The following is a 19,054-nucleotide window of genomic DNA, read 5'->3' as shown; positions in this document are numbered from 1 at the left end:
AGGAAATCACGAGATGGCGACGGCCACGACCAGGCCGAGGGCGAGGTGCGCGGCCGCGACGACGATGCTGGCCGGGGCGAACTTCTCGCTCTCGATCGTCGAGCGGACGTCGATCCGGGTCGCCCACTCCAGCAGCCGGACGGCGAGCACCTGCACGATGATGCCGAGCAGGCCGTAGACCAGCGAGGTGATGAGCCCCTCGGTCAGGTCGCTGGCGGAGTTCGCGATCGCCACGACGATGATGAACGCCATCGACAGCAGGCCCGACGCGGTGACGATGACCGCGTTCGGCAGGCCGCGGGTGACCAGCTGGGCGAGCTTGCCGGGCGTGGTCCAGTCGATCGCCCAGAACCCGGCGAACATCATCAGCAGGCCGACGACGCCGTACAACAGGATCGCGCCGATCCCTCGCACGAGGTCGGAGCCGAACGTGTCGGACAGCGCAAGGGTGGTGGTCACAGGGGTTCTCCAGGAGTCAGGAATGTCAGGTTTGTGCGGTTGCTTCTATCACGTCTCGACGATGCGGTGCGGGACGAACGCCGCACCGTCGTCGGTGACGAGACCCGCGGTCTCGCGGATGCCGAGGCCGGCGGCCTGGTCCCCGACGATCCACGCGCCGAGCGCGGGCCGGTAGCCCTGGAACTCCGGGAGCGGGTCGAACGCCTGGTAGACGAACCCTTCCGCGCCGTAGACACCGTCGGTCTGCGTCTCGTACCCGGTGGCGACGATCTGCACGTTCGCGCCCTCGCGGCCGAGTTTCGGCTTGCGGACGTACTCGGTCAGCAGGCCGGGGTCGTCGGCGAAGGCGGGCAGCAGGTTCGGATGCCCCGGGTAGTTCTCCCACAGGATCGCGAGCAGCGTCTTGTTGGAGAGGATCATCTTCCACAGCGGCTCGACCCACAGCGTGCGCGGCATGGTCTCGACGGCGAAGCGGCCGAACTCCTCGTCGACCACCCATTCCCACGGGTAGAGCTTCACCACGGTCGCCATCTGCGCCTCTTCGAGGTCGACGAACCGTTTGAGCACCGGGTCCCAGCCGATCTCCTCGATCGACAGGCCGACGGTGTCGAGCCCGGCCTCGGCCGCGGTCTCCTGCAGGTACGCCGTCGTCACGTGGTCCTCACCGGACGGATCGGCCGACGACCAGGTGAAGTGCAGTTCGTTGGACGGCAGCTTGTCGGCGAGCTCGCCCCAGCGCTCGACCAGCTTCTCGTGGATCGAGTTCCACTGGTCGTCCTCGGGGAAGACCGTGGTCTTCCAGTGCCACTGCAGGACCGCGGCCTCGAGCAGCGAGGTCGGGGTGTCGGCGTTGTACTCGAGCAGCTTCGCCGGGCTCTTGCCGTCGTAGCGCAGGTCGAAGCGGCCGTAGACGTGCGGATCCTGCCGTTTCCACGACTCGGCGATATGCGGCCAGACCCACTCGGGGATGCCGAAGCGGTGGTACTGCTCGGTGGTGATCACGTTGTCGACGGCTTCGAGGCACATCGAGTGCAGGAGTTCGACGTCAGCCTCGACGGACAGGATCTCGTCCATGTCGAAGACGTAGTGGACCGACTCGTCCCAGTACGGCCGGGACTTGCCGGAGCCGTCGCGGGCGGGCGTGCCGAAGACCAGCCCCTGCTCTTCGACGATGTTCTGCCAGTCCCGCCGGGGCGGCTTGGAATCCCGGTACACCTACGAGCCCCCGCTCTTGCCGCTGCCGCCGCTCTTGCCGCTGATGCCGAACCCGCCGCGCTGGACGGACTTGCCCGATTTGGTGCTGATGTTCGCGCCCGACGGCGCGGTGTACGAGCCGCCGGACACGCGCTGCCCGACCTGACCGGTCCCGCCGTAGTTGTAGCGGTAGCTCTGCGTCGGCCCACCGATACCGCCGATGGGGAGGAAGAAGAACCCGCCGCTGACGTACCCGCCCTGCGACCGGACGTAGTTCTCGTCGCAGTTCCGGTCGTCCTGAATGATCTCCGTGTCCTTGGCGGCGCAGACCGCCGTGACCTCTTCCGGCTTCGCGACCGTGTAGAACGTCGCGACCAAGCCGACCAGGCCGACGGTCACGCCGGTGCCGATCAGGATCTTCTTCTTGGTCGAAGACTTCTTCTCGGCGGCGCGGGCGGCTTCGGCCGCGAGCACCTCCTGGCGCTCCTGCTCGGCCAGCGCCTGCTGCCGTGCCCGCTGCTCGGCCAGCGACGGCTGCCGCACCCGCGTCGTCTCGTCCTGAAACCGCATGCTGCCGCGCTTCGGTGGCTCCTGAGGCGGCTGTGCCCCCTGGTTGTCATCCTGCGTCATCAAAAGCTCCGTAATCGACGGCCCGCCAAGTATCCGTACCTCAACACTAACCACCCGGTACGCGCACCTTACGTGCGGCGCGGGCATCATGGAGTGGATGTCTCAACAGGCCGAGCGGTTCCGTGATCCGCGAAACGCGCTGAGCACCCTGCGCACCCGGCTCGTCATGGCCGGTGTGTTCGCGGGCGCGATCATCGCGCTTTCGCTGAGTGTGGCGTTTTCGTGGAACGTGGGCCCGGAGGGCGGTGCGGGCGGCGGCGCCCCCAAACTGTCGCCCGCCGCGGCCGAGGCGTTCCAATCTCCTCCTGGCACCTGTCTGACCTGGAACAATCCGGACGCCACCGACGCGCGGCGCGTGCCGTGCGCCGAGGCCCACCTGTTCGAGGTCACCAGCATCGTCGACATCGGCGCGCAGTACCCGCCGGGGGCGCCGAGCCCGAACCTGGAGCAGTGGCAGGAGATCTCCAGGTCGCAGTGCACGATCGACGTCAAGCCGTACCTCGGCCGCAACCTCGATCCCTACGGCAAGCTGAGCATGAACCTGCTCCGGCCGACGCCCGCGCAGTGGGCCGACGGCGACCGGCAGCTGCGGTGCGGTCTGCAGTGGGCGGGCCAGGGCGGCAAGCTCCAGCCGACCAAGGGGCCGGCGAAGGAACAGGACCAGTCCGCCGTCTGGGAGCCGGGCACCTGCCTCGCGCTGCTCAACAACAGCTTCGGCGACCCCATCGACTGCGCGCAGACGCATTCGTACGAGATCATCGCGACGCTCGATCTCAAGACGAAGTTCAAGGACGGCTACCCGTCGCAGGAGCAGCAGAACACCTGGCTGGACACCGAGTGCTCGACGGCCGCGCAGGAGTACACCGGCAACGCGGACCTGGCGGCGAAGAAGCTCATCCTCAGCTGGGACGTCCGCGAGCAGGAGAGCTGGGACGCCGGGTCGACGCTGGTGAACTGCAAGGTGGCGGCGGTCCTGCCGGAGAACAAGGGGCTGGCGCCGGTCACCGGGAGCGTCAAGGTCGGCACCGGCGAGACCCCGCCGCCGTCGTCGTCTTCGGCCCCGAAGACCGGAGGGTGATCGCGTGCCCGTCGAGATGACCCAGCAGCGGTTCGAGGAGCTGGTTTCGGAGGCACTGGACGAGCTCCCGCCCGAATTCGCGGACGCCATGGACAACGTCGTGGTACTCGTGGAGGAGTTCAACGAGGAGTCGCCCACGATCCTCGGCCTGTACCACGGGGTCGCACTGACCGAGCGGACCCACGAGTACGGCGGGGTGCTGCCGGACCGGATCTCGATCTACCGGCGTCCGCTGCTGGAGATGTGCGACACCGAGGAGGACGTCGTCGAGGAGGTGCTGATCACGGTCGTCCACGAGGTCGGCCACCATTTCGGCATCGACGACGCGCGCTTGCACGAACTCGGGTGGGGCTGAGCCCGCCGGACGGACGAGAGCAAAGGTCCCTTGCTCCCCCGAGACGTACACAGTGGATTCCGTGCCGAAGGCGGCATGGTCGGTGATTTTCGTGCGTGAAGCACCAAGGGTACTCCGGATTTTTAACTGGGCGTAACAACCCAGCCACTTTGGGCGACAGCCCCCGCTAAACTTTTCGACACGTTGTCGCCGGCCTGCGCCGGCGAATGCCCGGGGGAGGCGGTCCATGACCGAGTCGGCGACACGAGGGAGGAGTGACCGGCGGTTGCGCTGGTTGCTCGCGTCCAGCGCGGCGTCGAACCTCGGCGACGGGATCGGCAAGGTCGCGTTCCCGCTGCTCGCGGTCACCCTGACCCGTGATCCGCTGCTCATCGCCGGCCTCTCGGCGACCCAGTTCCTGCCGTGGCTGCTGTTCGCGCTCCCGGCGGGCGCGCTGCTCGACCGCATCGACCGGCGGCGGGCGATGATCCTCGCGAACAGCGTCCGCGCGGTCGTCGTCGGCGGGACGGCCGCCCTGGTCGCGGCGGGCGGAGTGACGATCTGGCTGGTCTACGCCGCCGCCCTGCTCATCGGCTTCGCGGAGGTGGTCGCCGACAGCGCCGCGAACGTGCTCATCCCGGCGGTCGTCGGCAAGGGATCACTCGACAGCGCGAACAGCAAGCTCCAGGCGTGCGAGATCGTGGGGCAGACCTTCCTGGGCGGGCCGGTCGGCAGCGCCACCTTCGCGCTCTTCGCGACGTTCCCGTTCCTGCTCAACTCGGTGGGCTTCGCGATCGCGGCCGCCGTGTTGATCGGACTCGCCGGGAGCTATCGGCCGAGAGCCACCGGCAACGCGCCCGCCGGCCTCCGCACCGAACTGGCGGAGGGTTTCCGCTGGCTGAAGCACAGCAGGCTGGTGCTGCGGCTGGTCGTCATCGCCGGGCTGATCAGCCTGGTCAGCGAACTCGCGCAGGCGCAGCTGGTGCTCTACGCGATCGAGTACCTGCGTCTCAGCGAAGCGGCCTTCGGGCTCTTCGCGTTCGTCGGCGGCATCGGCGGCCTGCTCGGCGCGGCCCTCGCCCCTCGGTTGGTGAAGGCGACCAGCCGGCGCGCGGTGCTCCTCGGGGGCACGGCCTGCTGCGGCGCGGCGTTCACCGGGATGGGCCTGACGCGCTCGCCGGTGGCGGGTGCGGCACTGTTCGGCCTGTTCGCGGCCGCCGTGGTCGCGGTGAACATCGTGCTCGGGACGGCGCGGCACACGCTCGTCCCCGGCGACCTGCTCGGCCGGGTCCTCGGCGTGTGGCGCACCGTCGTCTGGGGTGCGATCCCGGTGGGCGCCCTGCTCGGCGGCGTCCTCACCCACGCCCTCGGTTCCCCGGCCAGGACGTTCCTCACGTCCGGGCTGCTGCTGTTCGGAGTAGCCGGTTTCGCGTTCGTCTCGTTACGGCAAGGAACCTTCGATGACGAATCGGCCACGGAGGAGCGGGTTCTCCACCGAGACCGGTGAAAACAAAGGCCTTTGGTGCTGAAATAGCCCATCACCGCCACGGGTGACGGGGAGGTCCGCGATGCAGCAGACACTGGTGCCGGAGGCCGGCGTGGGGACGACAGAACCTTCGAGAAGGCCGCAGGTATTGACCGCCGTCGCCGGTTTCGTGATCGGCGGTGGCGTGATCGGCATGCTGTGGGCGCTCTCGGGCGTCAACGCGGGGGCGCTCGAAGACGCGAAGCACGCTTGCTCGGCGCTGGCGAGGGTCGGCACGATCCCGGACACCACCGACTCCGCACCCGGCGAACGGACCGTGGCCGTCCTCGCCCCCGAAGTCCTGCACCGGATGACGGCCGCACGCGAACTCTCCGCCGCGGCGGCCGCCGCCAAGGACATCTACCGGCCGCTGGCCGAACATATCGACGGGGTCAGCCGGATGGTGTTCAGCCTGCACTTCAACCAGATTTCGGGACAGCGGCATCTGGCGCAGGCCGAACAGCTCTGCGCCCAGCTCTAGCCCTTGTGGACGGTCTTGACGGTCAGCTGATTGCCAGGAATCTTCCCGGCGCAGCCGAGTCCCTGCACCGGCACGAAGTTCGACGCCGTCTCCTGCGGCAGGTACACCCGCAGCCCTCGGGTCTCGGTGGGCTTGCAGACCGCCTCGTCGTAGTTGCGGACGTTCACGAAACCGACGTCGGCGATCGCGCTCTCCCCATTGGCGAGCTGGACCGGGCCACCCTTGGCGCCGTCGCGGTACGCGGCCTCACCGACCTGGTGGCCGTCGGCGCCGGTCACGTACGAGATGCCCGGGAAGCCCTGGACGGTGCACGGGTGTCCGCTCGCGTTGGTGATGACGAGCTTGCGGTACACCGTGCCCGCGGCGGCGTCACTGTCCTTGATGGACAGTTTGACGTCGCCGGCCTTGCACAGCCCGTCGTTCTTCGGCGCCTGTGCGGGCGGCTGGACCGGCTGCGGGGCAGGCGCCGGGCTCGAAGAGCTCGCACTGGGCGCGGCGGAGGTGTCCGGCGCCGAACCGGACGGCGACGCGGACGTGTTCTGCGCGACGGGCGCGGTCTCCGCACCGCAGGCGCTGAGCAGCAGAAGCCCGGCGGTACCCGCGACGAGACCGCCGATGGAGATCAGTTTCGAACGAACCATGGTCATTCGCCTCCCTGTAGTCCGACGCTGCCGGGTGACCCACCGTCCAGTAGACGTGTTGTCCGCCGTGGGGGTTGCGCTCCACCGGTTAATTCCCCACAAGGTGTTAATCGATCTTGTGGGGTGTATTCCCCGGCGGGCGCGGAGGCAAACGTCCCTGGTCAGGGTTCGACGGGGGCCTCCGCCCAGGTGAGACAGCTCCAGCCGGTGGGGGTCGCGACGAGCTCGACGATCCCGGTGTTCGGCACGAGCCCCTGGTTGGCGACCTCGGCGGTCACGTTCCCGGCGAGCCATTCGCCGCCCAGCCGGATCGCGCCGCCGTGGCTCACCAGCACCACCGTGCCGTCGGGGTCGGCCTGCTCGTGCTTGGCACGCAGACGGGCGACCGCGTCGAGCACGCGGGCGCGGACCTGCGCACCGGTCTCGCCGCCGGGGATCGGCGGGTCGAGCTCGCCGAGCGTCCACCGGCGCACGACGCTCATGTAGGTCGTGATCGAGTCCTTGTCCGTCTTGCCTTCGAGGTCGCCCGCCGCGACCTCGTGCACGCCGTCGAGGACCTGGACGTCCAAGCCGAGTTTCGCCGCCAGCGGCGCGGCGGTCTGCCGGGCGCGGATCGCCTGCGAGGCGTAGACCGCGACGATCGGCTCGCCGTCCAGCCGCTTCGCGAGGTCCTGGGCCTGCTCGCGGCCCAGCTCGGTGAGCGGTGGCCCCGGCAGCGCCGTGTCGAGCGCGCCCCGCACGTTGCCGTCGGTCTGGCCGTGGCGGACGAGGAGAAGTTTCACGCCTGTGCTCCCTTCCGTACCGACTCGACCCAGGCGATCGCGTCGGTGAAATCCTCGTTGGCGGCGCCCGGCTCGATCTCGGTCGTGCCGTTGTCCGCGCGCGGGTGGGAGCCGAGGAACCGCACGTTCCGGCACCGGCGGCGCAACGCGGCCAGCGCGTCGCCGATCCGGGACTCTGCCACATGTCCCTCGAAGTCGACGAAGAAGCGGTACTCGCCGAAGTTGTTCCTGGTCGGGCGGGCGTCCAGCTTGGTGAGATTGATCCCGCGGACCGCCAGCTCGGTGAGCAGTTCCGCCAAGGCGCCGGTCCGGTTCGTCGCGGCGGCGACGATCGACGTGCGGTCCGCCCCGGTCGGCTCCGGCAGCTCACCGGGCGTGCGGACGAGGATGAACCGGGTCTTGGCGTCGCGGACGTCGGCGACCTCGGTGGCCCGCACCTCCAGCGGGTAGTGCTCGACGGCGACCGGCGCGGTGACGGCGGCGTCGAACTCGCCCGCGTCGACCGCGACCGCGGCCGCCGCCGTGGACGACGTGGCGACCGGGCGCGCCCCCGGCAGATTCGCCTCGACCCAGTGGCGGACCTGGGCGAGCGCGTGCGGATGGCTGGCCACGGTGCGGATCTCGGTGGTGCCCGGCCGGGTCAGCACGCTGAAGTGGACCGGCAGCAGCACCTCCGCCACCGCGACGACCGGCTCGGCCTCGCTCAGGCTGTCGAGGGTGGCGGTGACCGCGCCCTCCACGGAGTTCTCGATCGGGACACACGCGGCGTCGGCCGCGCCCGAGCGCACCGCGGCCAGCGCCGCCGGGATGGTCTCCGCCGGGATCAGCTCCTCCCCGGGGGCGAGCCGGCGCGCGGCCTGTTCGGTGAAGGTTCCCTGGGGGCCGAAGTAAGCGATCCGTGACACCCCGCCAGATTACGCACGGCGTGGATGGCGACTTTCACTCGGACAGCCGGTACGCGCACCGGTTACGCCGGGTGGCTTTTTTTGCCATGCTTAGCGCGTGACCGCCGAACCGGGCACGCGCACCGGCCACGAGGACACCGGCTCCTCCTTCGCTCCCCCGTCGGACCGCCCCACTCCGGAGCTGGTGCTCTGCGCCGTCGATGACCTGCTCGCACAAGCCTGGACGACCGTCGCGGACACTGTGGACGGCCGGGTCTTCGTGCACCGCGGGTCCGTTCTCGACGTCGTCGCGCAGGCCGTCGTCAGCCCCGCGAACTCCTACGGCTGGATGCGCGGCGGCATCGACGCCGTGTACGCCCGCGCCTATCCCGAGGTCGAGCAGAACGTGCGCAGCGCCGTGCTCGCCTACCACGGCGGGGAGCTCCCGATCGGCGAAGCGGTTATCGTGCCCACCGGCGAGGCCGAGCCCGCCTGGCTGATCAGCGCGCCGACGACGCGGGAACCCGGCGAACGCCTCCCGCGTGACACCGTGCATCCGTACCTGGCCGCCAGGGCGGTGTTCCAGCAGTGGCGCGACGGCAGGCTCGACCAGGGCCGGGTCCGTGATCTCGTGCACACGATCGCGATGCCCGGACTCGGTACCGGCTTCGGCGAGGTCGCGCCCGCGTCCTGCGCACGGCAGGTCGCCGCCGCGTGGAACGAGGTCTTCACGCCGGGCCGTACCCGTAACGGATGGTAACGCCCTGAAGCGGGGTACATCACATCGCAGCGCGTTCACGAGCCGTAAGCCCTACCGTTAAAGCGGCTTCATCCGGTTCGAGGCACGTTCACCCGCCGAGAACTCGTCAACACGGTTTTGTACGGCGCCAGCGCAGGCGACGGGCGAGGAGTGTGCGATGCCGCGGGTCCGTGAGCTCAGTCCCTACGTCGAGCTGCACCGTGAGCAGTGGCGCGAGTTGCGCAGGTCGACTCCTCTGCCGCTGACCGCCGCGGAACTGCTGCGGCTGCGCGGTCTCGGCGAACAGGTCGACCTGGCCGAGGTCGCCGAGGTCTATCTGCCGCTCTCCCGGCTGATCAATCTCCAGGTCGCCGCCCGGCAACGGTTGTACGAGGCCACCACCACCTTTCTCGGTGAAGACAGTCGGGGCACCAAGGTGCCGTACATCATCGGGATCGCGGGCAGTGTCGCCGTCGGCAAGTCGACCACCGCGCGCATCCTGCGCACCCTGCTCGCCCGCTGGCCGGATCACCCCAGGGTCGACCTGGTCACCACCGACGGCTTCCTCTACCCGCGTGCGGAACTGGTGCGGCGCGGGATCATGCACCGCAAAGGTTTCCCGGAAAGCTACGACCGGCGGGCGCTGCTGCGGTTCGTCACCGAGGTGAAGTCCGGGGCGGACCGGGTCAGCGCTCCGGTGTACTCGCACCTCGCCTACGACATCCTTCCCGACGAGGAACAGGTCGTTCAGCGGCCCGACATCCTGATCCTCGAAGGGTTGAACGTCCTTCAGCCCGGCCCTCGGCTCACTGTCTCCGATCTGTTCGACTTCTCGATCTACGTGGACGCGCCGACGACCGACATCGAACGCTGGTACATCGAGCGCTTCCTCAAGCTGCGGCACACCGCTTTCGCGGACCCCGCGTCGCACTTCCACCACTTCGCCGGCCTCCCGGACGACGAGGCCCGTGCCGAGGCACGCCACCTGTGGCGCACGATCAACGAGCCGAACCTGATGGAGAACATCAAACCGACGCGGCCCCGGGCGACCCTCGTCCTCCGCAAGGACGCCGACCACGCGATCAACCGGGTCCGGCTGCGCAAGCTCTGAGGCCGGAGCCGCAACTCACGTGATCGAAGGCGGAACTCGCGTGATCGGACCCGTAACTCACGTGATCGAAGGCGTAACTCGCGTGATCGAAGGCGGAACTCGCGTGATCGAAGGCGTAACTCGCGTGATCGGACTCCGCACACCAGAGTCCGGCGCCCAGTACGCGAGTTCCGGCTCTGATCACGAGTGTCACGTCTTCGAGACCACAACGCCGCGTAACCGGGCACCCACGGATTCTCTACTCACGGCGAACGTTCACGACGACGGCCAAGATCACTTCGCCGTAAGCCGTTCACGCGGTCGGCTTCCGGCTGTTCCCTCACAAGGACCAGCCTTCGCACCACGGGAGAGCCGGTGGTGCCCGCCGGTCGCGCACCGCTGTCGGCCGGTGGCTTTCCTCGGCCGATCGGCCGATCCACGCTCAGTACGTGTAACCGGTTGGCCGATACCGGCTACCGCCCCCCGAGGCGACCCTTGTGTCAGGAGTTCACGAGGTCTCGAAAGGACCTTGAGCAGGGAGGAGGCTCACGATGTTCTCGACCATCCTGACCTGGGTCGGCTCGATTCTCGGACTCGCACTCCTGGTGGCCATGGCCGCCGGCGCCTTCGTCGTCGACTTCGACGACGCCCGCGGTGACCGTCGCCGGAAGAAGCCACCAGTCACGGAGAGCAAGGGCACTCCCGCGGCACCGCTGGGCTGAACCCCGGTGAGCTGAACTCCGGCCGATCAAGGCGTCCGGACGTCTTGATCCCCGCGGAGCTCGGCTCAATCGAACGGATTGTGCACCTGCGCGCCGAGCCCGGCCATGTCGGCGAGGTTCCTGGTGACCAGGGTCAGCTCGTGGACTCGGGCGGTCGCGGCGATCAGCCCGTCGATCGACGGCACCTTCCGCGGCGCGTACTGCCTGCCCCATTCGGCCGCGATTTCGGCGGTCACCGGAAGGATCCGTTCCGAGAACTGCGCGGTGAGCCCGGCCAGCCAATCGGCCAGCGCCTCCGCACGCTCCCTGTCCCGCTCCCCTCGATGCCTGAGTTTCGTTATCCCCCTCTCGATTTCCCCCACCGTCAGCGCGCTCAGATAGAGCCTGCTCGACGACACCCCTCCCCACCACCGGGCGAAACCCGGGTTCGGCGTGCGGCGCCGAGCCTCGGACACGATGTTCGTGTCCAGCAGAAAGCTCACCCGCTCACCTCCACGGCATCCCTCGGCAGGTCTTCCGCTCGTTCGGCGGCGATCTCCTCCAGTACGTCGGCCAGCGCCTCCCCGTACTCGGGATGATGCTGCTCCCCGGAGAGCACGAGCTTGAAATCGACGGCTTCGCCACTTCCGGTCAACCTGCGGTAATCCACGATGTCCAGCACCACGGCCACCTCCTCCCCATGTTTCGTGACGAACTGCGGCCCATCGGACGCGGCTCGGCGCAGCAGCTCGCTCAGCCGCTGCTTGGCGTCCTGCACTTGCCAGGTTGCTGCTTCCATCTAGACAGACTAGACAGAACTAGGTGGGTTGGCAAGGGCTGGAGGGGTGTGACCGGGGAAAACGGGTGTCAGGCGAGCTCGCCGAGCGCCTTCCGATAGTCGTCGATGTCGTAGTCCATCTCGTGCTCGCCCGCTTCGGTGAGCTGGGCGGACAGCGCGTCGATGAGGCGGTCGAAGATCTCCTCGCGCTCCTGCCCGGTCTCGCTCAGCCGCCGCACGGCCTGCCAGACCTCGGCGGGCTCGTCGGCCCAGAGCTGGTCGACGATCGTGGTCTTGAGCGCGAGCCGCATCCGCGGTTCGCCGTCGAAGTTCTCCTCGGCCAGCGCCTCGTGGTATTCGGGGTGCTCGCCGATCACCAGCAGGCGGCGCTGTTCGGGGTCGGCGGGTTCGAGCTCCAGCTCCTCGTCACCGATCTCCGCGTAGACCGTCGGGACGGCGAACATCCGGCGCGCCAGGGCTTCCGCGAGGTCCGCCGGGTCTTCGATCCCCTCGGAGCCGTCGAAGTAGACGTCGAGCGCGGAATCCTCGTCCTGCGCGAATTCCTCCAGGAACTCGGTCGCGCTCTCCAGCAGCGCGACACGCGCGGCCTCGGGGAGTCCGGCGCGGTCGGCGGCCCAGGTGACCCAGCCGAGCAGGGCGGGCTCCAGCGCGTCCTCGTGGGCCTCGTCGATCTCGAACTCGCCGTCCAGCAGTGATTCGAGGAACCGGGCGAGCTTCTCGGGGCCGACCCGCAGCGGGCTGCCCGGCTCGGTCTCACAGCCGTAGTCGACGAGCAAGCGCGCGTAGAACCGCGTCGCCTCCGTGTCCTCGACGAGTCCGGACCCGATGAAGTCGGCCACGACCTCTTCGCGGACCTGCTCGGGCCATTCGGTGATCTCGGGCGACGGCTCGGGAGCGGGCAGCGCCCGGATCCACGCCAGCGCGAGCGCGTGGAACCGCGCGTAGTCCTCGCTGACGTCGGGCTCTTCGACGACGTCCGTCGCGGCCAGCCCGTCCGCGAGCAGCTGGTGGGCACGCTCGGGCAGCACCCGCTCCAGCGTGACCAGCTCCGGGTCGTCGGCGGCCTGCTGCCGCATCTCGGCCAGCACGTCCTGCGGCTTGTCGACCACGACGACGTCGCGGATCCGGCCGCCCTCGGTGAAGTCGACCAGCGCGAGCAAACCGTGCTCGGCACCGCCGCGGGAGAAGACGCACAGGAGGGAGGACTCGTCGCCGAAGACGTCACCGGTCCGCCAGCACTCCCCGATGGTCACCGCGGCCAGCTCCGCCACCCATTCCGGCTCCGGGATCCCGCGGCCCAGCACGGTGTTCAGCGCCGAAGCGGCCGCCTCGCGCTCCTCCTCGGTCTCGGCGAAGACCTTCAGCCCGGCGAGCAGCGCGGCCGCGGCGGGGGTGATCTTCCGCTCGGCGAACGCGATGAGCTCCAGGCCCAGCGGCGTTTCGTCCTCTTCGAGCTCGATCTCCCACCACTGGCCGAGCACCTCGGAGGTCAGCAGCTCGACGTCGAGCACCTCGGGTTCGGCACCAAGGGTCGAGAAGTCCCGGAGGACGTCCTTGAAGAGGCCCGTCACACTCGGAGTGGAGGGCTGGGCTGCCTTCTTGCGCGCACGGCTGACCGGACTCATGGCGACATGTTTTCACGCGGACCCGGCCGGGCTCGTCGCGGTGGTCGCGGGCGCGGAACACGGAGTCCCGGACGCGGGCGGACACCGGTTCACCGACCACCGCGACTTCACCCTCTTCGCCGGGTTTCCTCGGTTCACTGCGAACAACGACAGGCGACGGGCGCGGTTACGCCCTGACCGGTTTGGGAATCGCGATTCTCGCCGCTTTGACCTCGGCGATCAGCCGGGTCTTGCGTTTGTGTATTTCCACCAATGTGCCGAGGTACGAGCTGAATTCTTCAGCTGTACCGGCCTTTTTGTGCGCCGTGCGCAGTTTGCGCAGTTGCCGGGCCGCCTCGCGGTAGGCGTTCGGATCCTTCCGCGTGATCAATTCTTCGACATGGTCCCGGTATACGGGAATGGTTTCGGCCGGATGGGCGACGGAACGGGAATCCGCGAGTTCGACACGCACCGGCAAAGACGCCTCGAAGCGCACGGCCGCCCGCCATGCCTCGTCGGCGCGGTCCTCGCCGAGCAACGCGCGGACGAGTTCGTCGGCGGCCTCCGTGCTCCCGGCGGCGAGTTCACGCAACCTGGCCAGCGCGGTCTTCCGCTGCGCGACCCAGCGCCCGGTTTCCAGCGACTCCGCGCGCAGCGCGAGGTACGTCGCGGCCGTGGGGTTCTCGTCGAAGTCCCTACGCGACAAGGGAACCGGCTCTTCCTCCAGCGGAGGCGCCTCCTCCTTCTTGTCGTGCGTGAGCGCCCGCGCCGCATGCGCGATGGCCTCGCTGTGCCGCCCCGCCGCGCGCAGCACGCGCACGATCTTGAGGCTGACGTCCACCCGCGGCGGCTTGGCGGCGAGGATCGCGACGAGCGCGTCGACGTCGCCGGACACCTCCGCCAGCTCCTCGCGCAACCGCTCGGCGGTCTCGCGTTTCGCCCCGGACGGATGCTCCGCCAACACACCATCCACAGTGGACTTTATCCGCGCGATTCCTTTGTCCCCCAACGCGGAGGCGAAGTCGGCCAGCTCGATGACGGGCCAGCCGGGGCCGTCGAACTCCACTTCGAGGATCCAGGCGGCCAGGCTCTCCGGATCCGGCGGGTGCGCCACGCAGGCCCGCGCGTACAGCTCGACGGCCCGGTCCAGCCGGTCCGCGACCTCGCCCGAGGCGTCGTCGATCTGCTCCAGCATCTCGCTGATGTCGTCCACGGTCCGGCGGGCGAGCGGAGCGAGATCCGCCCGGCTGCCGGCGTCGAGAAGCCGCTGGAGCGTGTCGAGGACGGAGCCGACCTTCGCGGCGTACTCGACGTTGCCCGCCAGCACGGCGGTGTCGAGGAGGCGGTGCGCCTCGGCGACGTCACTCCCCTGGGTGGCGAAGCGGTTCTCCAGGGCCTGCCGTAACGCAGGGTCACGCTCGGCTTGGGCGTGCAGCAGGTCCGCCAGCGTTTCCGCGTCCAAGGTACGCAGGTAGGGGCGCAGATCCGTCGGGGAACTCACCCGGACAAGTCTGCCCGACCGCTTCGCCGACTCGTGTGGGCCAACAGCGTGCTCTTTTCGGCGTAATCGCTCACCAGGTGTGACCAGGTCAGCGGCGTCGCTTCGAGGCGCGAAGGGCAGCGGACGGCCGGGATCGGCAGCCGGCGGGCGAGCTGCATGACGATCGCCATCACCACCGCCGCGAGCAGCGAAATCGCCGCGGCGGCGGCGAGGGCGCCGCTCAGCACCCGGCGCCCGCCGTCGATCGCGAGCTGCGCCGAGTACTCGATCTGGCGCGCGGCGAGGTCGCCGAGGGTCCGGCCGACGACGCCGGCCGCGACCCGCCAGGCGTCCTGGCCGACAGGCGGCGGCGTGGCCGCGCTCAACGCGGATTCGACCGCGCGGAACCGGCCCCAGTCCTCGCTCCCGACGAGATCCCGGTAGGTCTTCCGGCTACTTTCCGTGAGTTTTCCGGCGATCGCGTCGAGCCTGGACCGGTAGGCGCCCACGGCGGCGGCGTAGTCGCGCCGCCCCGCGTCGTCGATCCCGGCGACCGCGAGGGAATCGCTGCGGTCCATGCCTTCGACGGCGGTGAGCAGTTCGACGGCGATCGTCTGCTGGTAGCCGACCTCGGCGTCAGGGGCGGCCCGGGCGATCTCGCGCAGGGAGGAAAGCGAGGTGTCGATGCGATCGGCGTACGCGGTGTAGGTGGCGGAGCGGCTGCCCGGCGCCTTCAACGCGACCGCCCGCTCCCGCTGCAGCGACGCGATCACCCGGCTCGCCCCGGCGAGGGTGACCGCTCCGTTCTCGGCGTCGTCGCGGTCCTCGATGGCCTGCTGGACGAGGAAACCGCCGATGAACAACGCGACGAGCACCAAGGCCGCGCTCGGCACGAACGCGATGGAGAGCATGCGAGACCGAAGGCTTCGCTGATACGTCAAGACTTTCCTTCCGGATCGGTCTCCCGACGCCGGCCGACGTTATGCAATTTGCACTTTGCACGTCAACGCTCGTCCGCCATACGGCCGTTAGCGCACCGTGACGATCTGGTAGGCACGGCACGTGACACTCGACGACCTCAACCAGCGTCTCCGCGACTTCGCCGCGGCACGGGACTGGGAACCGTTCCACACACCGAAGAACCTGGTCATGGCGCTGTCCGGCGAAGTCGGCGAGCTGACTTCGCTGTTCCAGTGGCTCACCCCGGAGGAGTCCGCGGAGTGGCGCTCCGACCCTGAACTGGCACACAACGTCGTCGACGAGATCGCCGACGTCACGCTGTACCTCCTCCAGCTCGCGAACAGCCTCGGTGTGGACCTGATCGAGGCGGCGAACGCCAAGATCGACCGGAACGAAATCCGCTTCCCGGCGCCCGGTTAGCCGCCTTTCGGGTCTTGTGGGGCGTTCGTTCGGCGGAAACACTGTGCCGACGTCCCTGGAGGTGGCCCCTTGTCGCGTTCGGCCCGCACCGTGTTCCTGGCCCTCGTGTTGTCCCTGAGCGCGGTCGCCGCGCCGGCGTACGCGGCGCCGCCACCGACCGCACCGCATCGGGACCCCGGCAACGGGCCGGAACGCAATGAAGTCGCCGCGACCGATCAGCCGATGGGCGTCGCGCGGGCCGCGGCGGGCGAGAACCTCGCGGGCGACCGTTCCGGCTATCCGCGCAAGACCCAGCTGCGCGTGTACCCGGAGAACACGGCCGACAAGTCGATCAAGCTCGGCCTCGCGCCGTATCACGCGATCGCGCCGAAACTGAACGCGTTGCAGGCGCGCAGCGACCGGATCTCGGTCGAGATCGCCGGACAGTCGGGCCTCGGCCGGGACCTCTACCTGGTGACGCTCACCGCGCCGGAGAGTCCCGCCGAGACGCGGCGGCAGGACGCTTGGCGCTCGCTGATCGAGAACGACCCGGCCCGCGCCGCGCGCGACCCGTTCCTGCGCCACGGCTACAAGGCGCCGGTGTGGATCAACAACAACATCCACGGCAACGAATGGGAAGGCACCGACGGCGCGCTCCGCGTCATCGAGAAGCTGGCGACGTCGACCGATCGCACGACGGCCGAACTGCTGAAACGGAACCGTTTCTACTTCAACGTCACGGCCAATCCGGACGGTCGCGTCGCCGGTACGCGGCAGACGTCGCAGGGGTTCGACCCGAACCGCGACTTCGTCACCGCGTCGCAGCCGGAAGTGCGGGCCATGCGCGGGATCGCCATCGGCAAGCAGCCGCTGATGATGCTGGACGAACACGGCTACGTCGCGAACACGCTCATCGAACCGACCACCCCGCCGCACGGCCAGAACTACGACTTCGACCTCTACATCAAACACGGGTACGCCAACGGGCTCGGCATGGAGCAGGCGGTCAAGGCGCTCGGACGGCCGGAAACGGCGAAACCCGAGATCCCGTTCCGCGACTACGAACCCGGCAGCTGGGACGGCTGGGCGCCGATCTACACCGCCCAGTACGCGATGTACCACGGCGCGGTGTCCTTCACGATCGAGTTCCCGATGCGGGTCAACAACGCCGACTACGAAACGCGGCCGGTGGCGGAGCTCCAGCGGCGCGCGGTGATCAACACCGAGGTCGTCGAAGCCACCATCGGCAGCACGCTGCGGTACGTCGACCGCAACCGTGGTGAGCTCATCGCGAACCAGATCGAGATGTTCCGCCGCGGCACGGCGGGCGAGGCGCAGCGTGAGATCCCCGACGGATTCGTGCCCGGTTTCGGGCCGGAAGACCGCTACCGCACGGAGTTCCCGCGCGCGTACGTCATCCCCGCCGGCGCGGACCAGCGTTCGGCCGTCGCCGCTTCGCGTCTCGTCGACCACCTGGTGGCCAACGACGTCCGCGTGCGGCAGGCGGATCGCCCGTTCTCGCTGGCCGGGCGCCGGTATCCGGCCGGTTCGTACGTGGTCGACATGCACCAGCCGAAACGCGGCCTGGCGAACGTGATGCTGGAACAGGGCAGCGACATCTCGGCGAAGGTGCCGGTCATGTACGACATCTCCGGCTGGAGCCACCGCCTGCTGTGGGGCGCGTCGGTCGACATCGTGAAGCAAGGCAGGCTCGACGTCCGGGCGCACGACGTCGTCGCCGCGTCGCCGACCGGCGGCATCGACGCCGCGCCCGGCCGTGACCTCGCGCTGAAGCTCGTCGACGGCAAGGACGTCAGCGCCGTCAACGACCTGCTGAACCGGGGCCTCGCGCTGGGACGTGCGGACGACGGCACGATCATCGTCGCCGCGTCGGCCCGCCCGGCGGCCGCCGAGGTGGCGGACCGCTACGGCGTCCGGTTCACCGAAGCACACGGGACGGCGGCGCCGTTGACCCGCAAGACCATCGCGGCCGCCGTCGGGCCGGACGAGCTGAAAGCGCTGCGCGACATGGGCTTCGACGTACGACCGGTGTCCGCGGCGGTGCTCAACGCCGGCTTCGACTGGTCCAGGGTGGACCTGCTGTTCGTCTCATCAGGACTGCGCTACACCGATCTCAACCCGGCCGCGAAGGACGCTCTGCGTGCCTTCCTCGCTCGCGGCGGCGTGGTCACGCGCGGTGCCACGGGCGCGCGGTTCAACACCGACGTGGGACTTCTCGAAGCGCGTCCGGTCGCGGGCTGGGAGGACGGGAACGGCGTCGTCTCGGTGGTCAACGGGACCGGCCCGGTGGGTGGCGGCGCGCTGCCGGACTCGTTCGTCTACGGACCGTTCTGGTTCACCGATCTCGGCTCCTCGGTCAGTGTCGAGCAACGCTACGCGAGCGGGAATCCGCTGGTCGCGGGCCATTGGCGGACACAGGACGACGGGACGGGCGGGCCGCTGCAGGCGGCGGGACAGGCCGCGGTCGTGTCCGGGACCTCGGGACTCGGCGGGCGGGCGGTGCTGTTCGGCACCGAACCGCTGTTCCGCGATCACCCGAAGGGCTTGTACTCGCAGGTGGCCAAGGCGATTTACTGGGCCGCCGCGAAGTAACGTGGGGGTATGCCGATCCAGGTGCTGCTCATCGACGACCACGAGGTGGTGAGGCGCGGCCTGCGTGACCTCCTCACCGACGAGCCCGACATCGAGGTCGTCGCCGAAGCGAGCGGGGTCGACGAGGCCCTGGCCGTGGCGATGCACGTCGAGCCGGACGTCGCGGTGGTCGACGTGCGGCTCGGCGACGGCGACGGCATCGCGCTCTGCCGCGAGCTGCGCTCGAAGCCGAACCCGCCGCAGTGCCTGATGCTGACCGCGTTCGACGACGAGGAGGCCATGGTCGGCGCGATCATGGCGGGCGCCGCCGGGTACCTGCTGAAACAGGTCCGCGGCCAGGACGTCGTCAACGCGGTCCGCGAGGTCGCGGCCGGCCGGTCGCTGCTCGACCCGCTGTCGACGGCACGGGTGCTCGACAAGCTGCGGCATCCGCCCGAGGACGAACTCGGTTCCCTCACCGAACGCGAGCGCGAGGTGCTGGAGCTGATCGGGCAGGGCATGTCCAACCGCGAGATCGCGGAACGCCTGTTCCTCGCCGAGAAGACGGTGAAGAACTACGTGACGTCGGTCCTCGCGAAGCTGGGTATGCAGCGCCGCACGCAGGCCGCGGCGTGGATCGCGCGCCGGGACAGGTAGTGCGCGAAAAAAGCATCCCCCCGTC

At 69.3% G+C, this 19,054-nt stretch carries 21 protein-coding genes; 10 read left to right on the top strand and 11 right to left on the bottom strand.

The genetic code is table 11. The features are described from left to right. Positions 1–6: 6 nt before the first annotated feature. From AC069H_RS03115 to AC069H_RS03105, 3 genes are read right to left on the bottom strand one after another with little or no spacing between them, the layout of a single operon-like run. A complete protein-coding gene (locus tag AC069H_RS03115) occupies positions 7–459 on the bottom strand; it encodes a DUF350 domain-containing protein (RefSeq protein ID WP_340685923.1) in 453 nt (150 codons plus the stop codon). A 48-nt stretch (positions 460–507) separates the two neighbouring features. After that, positions 508–1,674 (bottom strand): glutathionylspermidine synthase family protein, encoded by a 1,167-nt coding sequence (locus AC069H_RS03110; RefSeq protein ID WP_478223770.1) that lies wholly within the window; start codon positions 1,672–1,674, stop codon positions 508–510. After that, positions 1,675–2,283: a hypothetical protein gene (locus AC069H_RS03105; RefSeq protein WP_478231163.1), complete on the bottom strand. Its 609-nt coding sequence runs from the start codon at positions 2,281–2,283 to the stop codon at positions 1,675–1,677. A gap of 97 nt (positions 2,284–2,380) precedes the next feature. Between AC069H_RS03105 and AC069H_RS03100 the strand changes: the two genes are divergently transcribed. The 4 genes from AC069H_RS03100 to AC069H_RS03085 all read left to right on the top strand — a co-directional run bounded on the left by AC069H_RS03100 (position 2,381) and on the right by AC069H_RS03085 (position 5,701). Then, positions 2,381–3,361 (top strand): septum formation family protein, encoded by a 981-nt coding sequence (locus tag AC069H_RS03100; protein WP_478231162.1) that lies wholly within the window; start codon positions 2,381–2,383, stop codon positions 3,359–3,361. Positions 3,362–3,365: 4 nt separating this feature from the next. Continuing rightward, on the top strand, positions 3,366–3,716 hold the full coding sequence (locus tag AC069H_RS03095; protein ID WP_093936420.1) for a metallopeptidase family protein: 351 nt from the start codon (positions 3,366–3,368) through the stop codon (positions 3,714–3,716). A gap of 226 nt (positions 3,717–3,942) precedes the next feature. After that, a complete protein-coding gene (locus AC069H_RS03090; RefSeq protein WP_478231161.1) occupies positions 3,943–5,202 on the top strand; it encodes an MFS transporter in 1,260 nt (419 codons plus the stop codon). Between the two features lie 61 nt (positions 5,203–5,263). Beyond that, positions 5,264–5,701, top strand: a complete 438-nt coding sequence (locus AC069H_RS03085; RefSeq protein WP_478231160.1) for a hypothetical protein — start codon at positions 5,264–5,266, stop codon at positions 5,699–5,701. On the opposite strand, the gene AC069H_RS03080 is transcribed toward AC069H_RS03085, so the two are convergent. From AC069H_RS03080 to pheA, 3 genes are all read right to left on the bottom strand, one after another. Continuing rightward, positions 5,698–6,348, bottom strand: a complete 651-nt coding sequence (locus AC069H_RS03080; protein WP_478231159.1) for a DUF4232 domain-containing protein — start codon at positions 6,346–6,348, stop codon at positions 5,698–5,700. The two genes, AC069H_RS03085 and AC069H_RS03080, sit on opposite strands and share 4 nt — an antisense overlap. Before the next feature lie 155 nt (positions 6,349–6,503). Further along, entirely contained in the window at positions 6,504–7,124 is a 621-nt protein-coding gene (locus tag AC069H_RS03075; RefSeq protein WP_478231158.1) for a histidine phosphatase family protein, read from the bottom strand. Then, positions 7,121–8,029, bottom strand: a complete 909-nt coding sequence (pheA, locus tag AC069H_RS03070) for a prephenate dehydratase (RefSeq protein WP_478231157.1) — start codon at positions 8,027–8,029, stop codon at positions 7,121–7,123. Before pheA ends, AC069H_RS03075 begins: the two co-directional genes overlap by 4 nt. 97 nt (positions 8,030–8,126) lie before the next feature. On the opposite strand from pheA, the gene AC069H_RS03065 reads away from it, so the two are divergent. From AC069H_RS03065 to AC069H_RS03055, 3 genes are all read left to right on the top strand, one after another. After that, positions 8,127–8,768 (top strand): macro domain-containing protein, encoded by a 642-nt coding sequence (locus tag AC069H_RS03065; protein ID WP_478223778.1) that lies wholly within the window; start codon positions 8,127–8,129, stop codon positions 8,766–8,768. Between the two features lie 157 nt (positions 8,769–8,925). Next, positions 8,926–9,858 carry a type I pantothenate kinase gene (gene coaA, locus AC069H_RS03060; protein ID WP_340685933.1) on the top strand — a complete coding sequence of 311 codons (933 nt, stop codon included), beginning with the start codon at positions 8,926–8,928 and terminating at the stop codon, positions 9,856–9,858. A 530-nt stretch (positions 9,859–10,388) separates the two neighbouring features. Beyond that, positions 10,389–10,559, top strand: a complete 171-nt coding sequence (locus AC069H_RS03055; RefSeq protein ID WP_340685934.1) for a hypothetical protein — start codon at positions 10,389–10,391, stop codon at positions 10,557–10,559. A 65-nt stretch (positions 10,560–10,624) separates the two neighbouring features. Here the strand turns inward: AC069H_RS03055 and AC069H_RS03050 are convergent, their stop codons facing one another. From AC069H_RS03050 to AC069H_RS03030, 5 genes are all read right to left on the bottom strand, one after another. Beyond that, positions 10,625–11,041 carry a PIN domain-containing protein gene (locus AC069H_RS03050; RefSeq protein WP_478223780.1) on the bottom strand — a complete coding sequence of 139 codons (417 nt, stop codon included), beginning with the start codon at positions 11,039–11,041 and terminating at the stop codon, positions 10,625–10,627. Next, complete coding sequence (locus tag AC069H_RS03045) at positions 11,038–11,337, bottom strand: type II toxin-antitoxin system Phd/YefM family antitoxin (RefSeq protein ID WP_478231156.1); 300 nt, start codon at positions 11,335–11,337, stop codon at positions 11,038–11,040. Before AC069H_RS03045 ends, AC069H_RS03050 begins: the two co-directional genes overlap by 4 nt. A 68-nt stretch (positions 11,338–11,405) precedes the next feature. Next, the gene (locus AC069H_RS03040) at positions 11,406–12,962 is read right to left on the bottom strand and encodes a DUF1841 family protein (RefSeq protein WP_478231155.1); all 1,557 of its coding nucleotides are present in this window, start codon (positions 12,960–12,962) and stop codon (positions 11,406–11,408) included. Positions 12,963–13,128: 166 nt separating this feature from the next. Beyond that, positions 13,129–14,442: a hypothetical protein gene (locus AC069H_RS03035; protein WP_478231154.1), complete on the bottom strand. Its 1,314-nt coding sequence runs from the start codon at positions 14,440–14,442 to the stop codon at positions 13,129–13,131. Next, positions 14,439–15,332 (bottom strand): nitrate- and nitrite sensing domain-containing protein, encoded by an 894-nt coding sequence (locus tag AC069H_RS03030; protein ID WP_478231153.1) that lies wholly within the window; start codon positions 15,330–15,332, stop codon positions 14,439–14,441. Before AC069H_RS03030 ends, AC069H_RS03035 begins: the two co-directional genes overlap by 4 nt. Before the next feature lie 151 nt (positions 15,333–15,483). Here AC069H_RS03030 and AC069H_RS03025 point away from each other — a divergent pair, with 151 nt between their 5' ends. The 3 genes from AC069H_RS03025 (at position 15,484) to AC069H_RS03015 (ending at position 19,029) form a co-directional block, all read left to right on the top strand. Beyond that, positions 15,484–15,801: a nucleotide pyrophosphohydrolase gene (locus AC069H_RS03025; RefSeq protein WP_126732489.1), complete on the top strand. Its 318-nt coding sequence runs from the start codon at positions 15,484–15,486 to the stop codon at positions 15,799–15,801. 69 nt (positions 15,802–15,870) lie between these two features. Next, positions 15,871–18,393: a M14 family zinc carboxypeptidase gene (locus tag AC069H_RS03020; RefSeq protein WP_478231152.1), complete on the top strand. Its 2,523-nt coding sequence runs from the start codon at positions 15,871–15,873 to the stop codon at positions 18,391–18,393. A 9-nt stretch (positions 18,394–18,402) separates the two neighbouring features. Further along, entirely contained in the window at positions 18,403–19,029 is a 627-nt protein-coding gene (locus tag AC069H_RS03015) for a response regulator (protein ID WP_034309658.1), read from the top strand. Positions 19,030–19,054: the final 25 nt, after the last annotated feature.

Source organism: Amycolatopsis sp. NPDC043887, from assembly GCF_056435665.1.
This window is presented reverse-complemented; position numbering and strand designations above follow the sequence as displayed.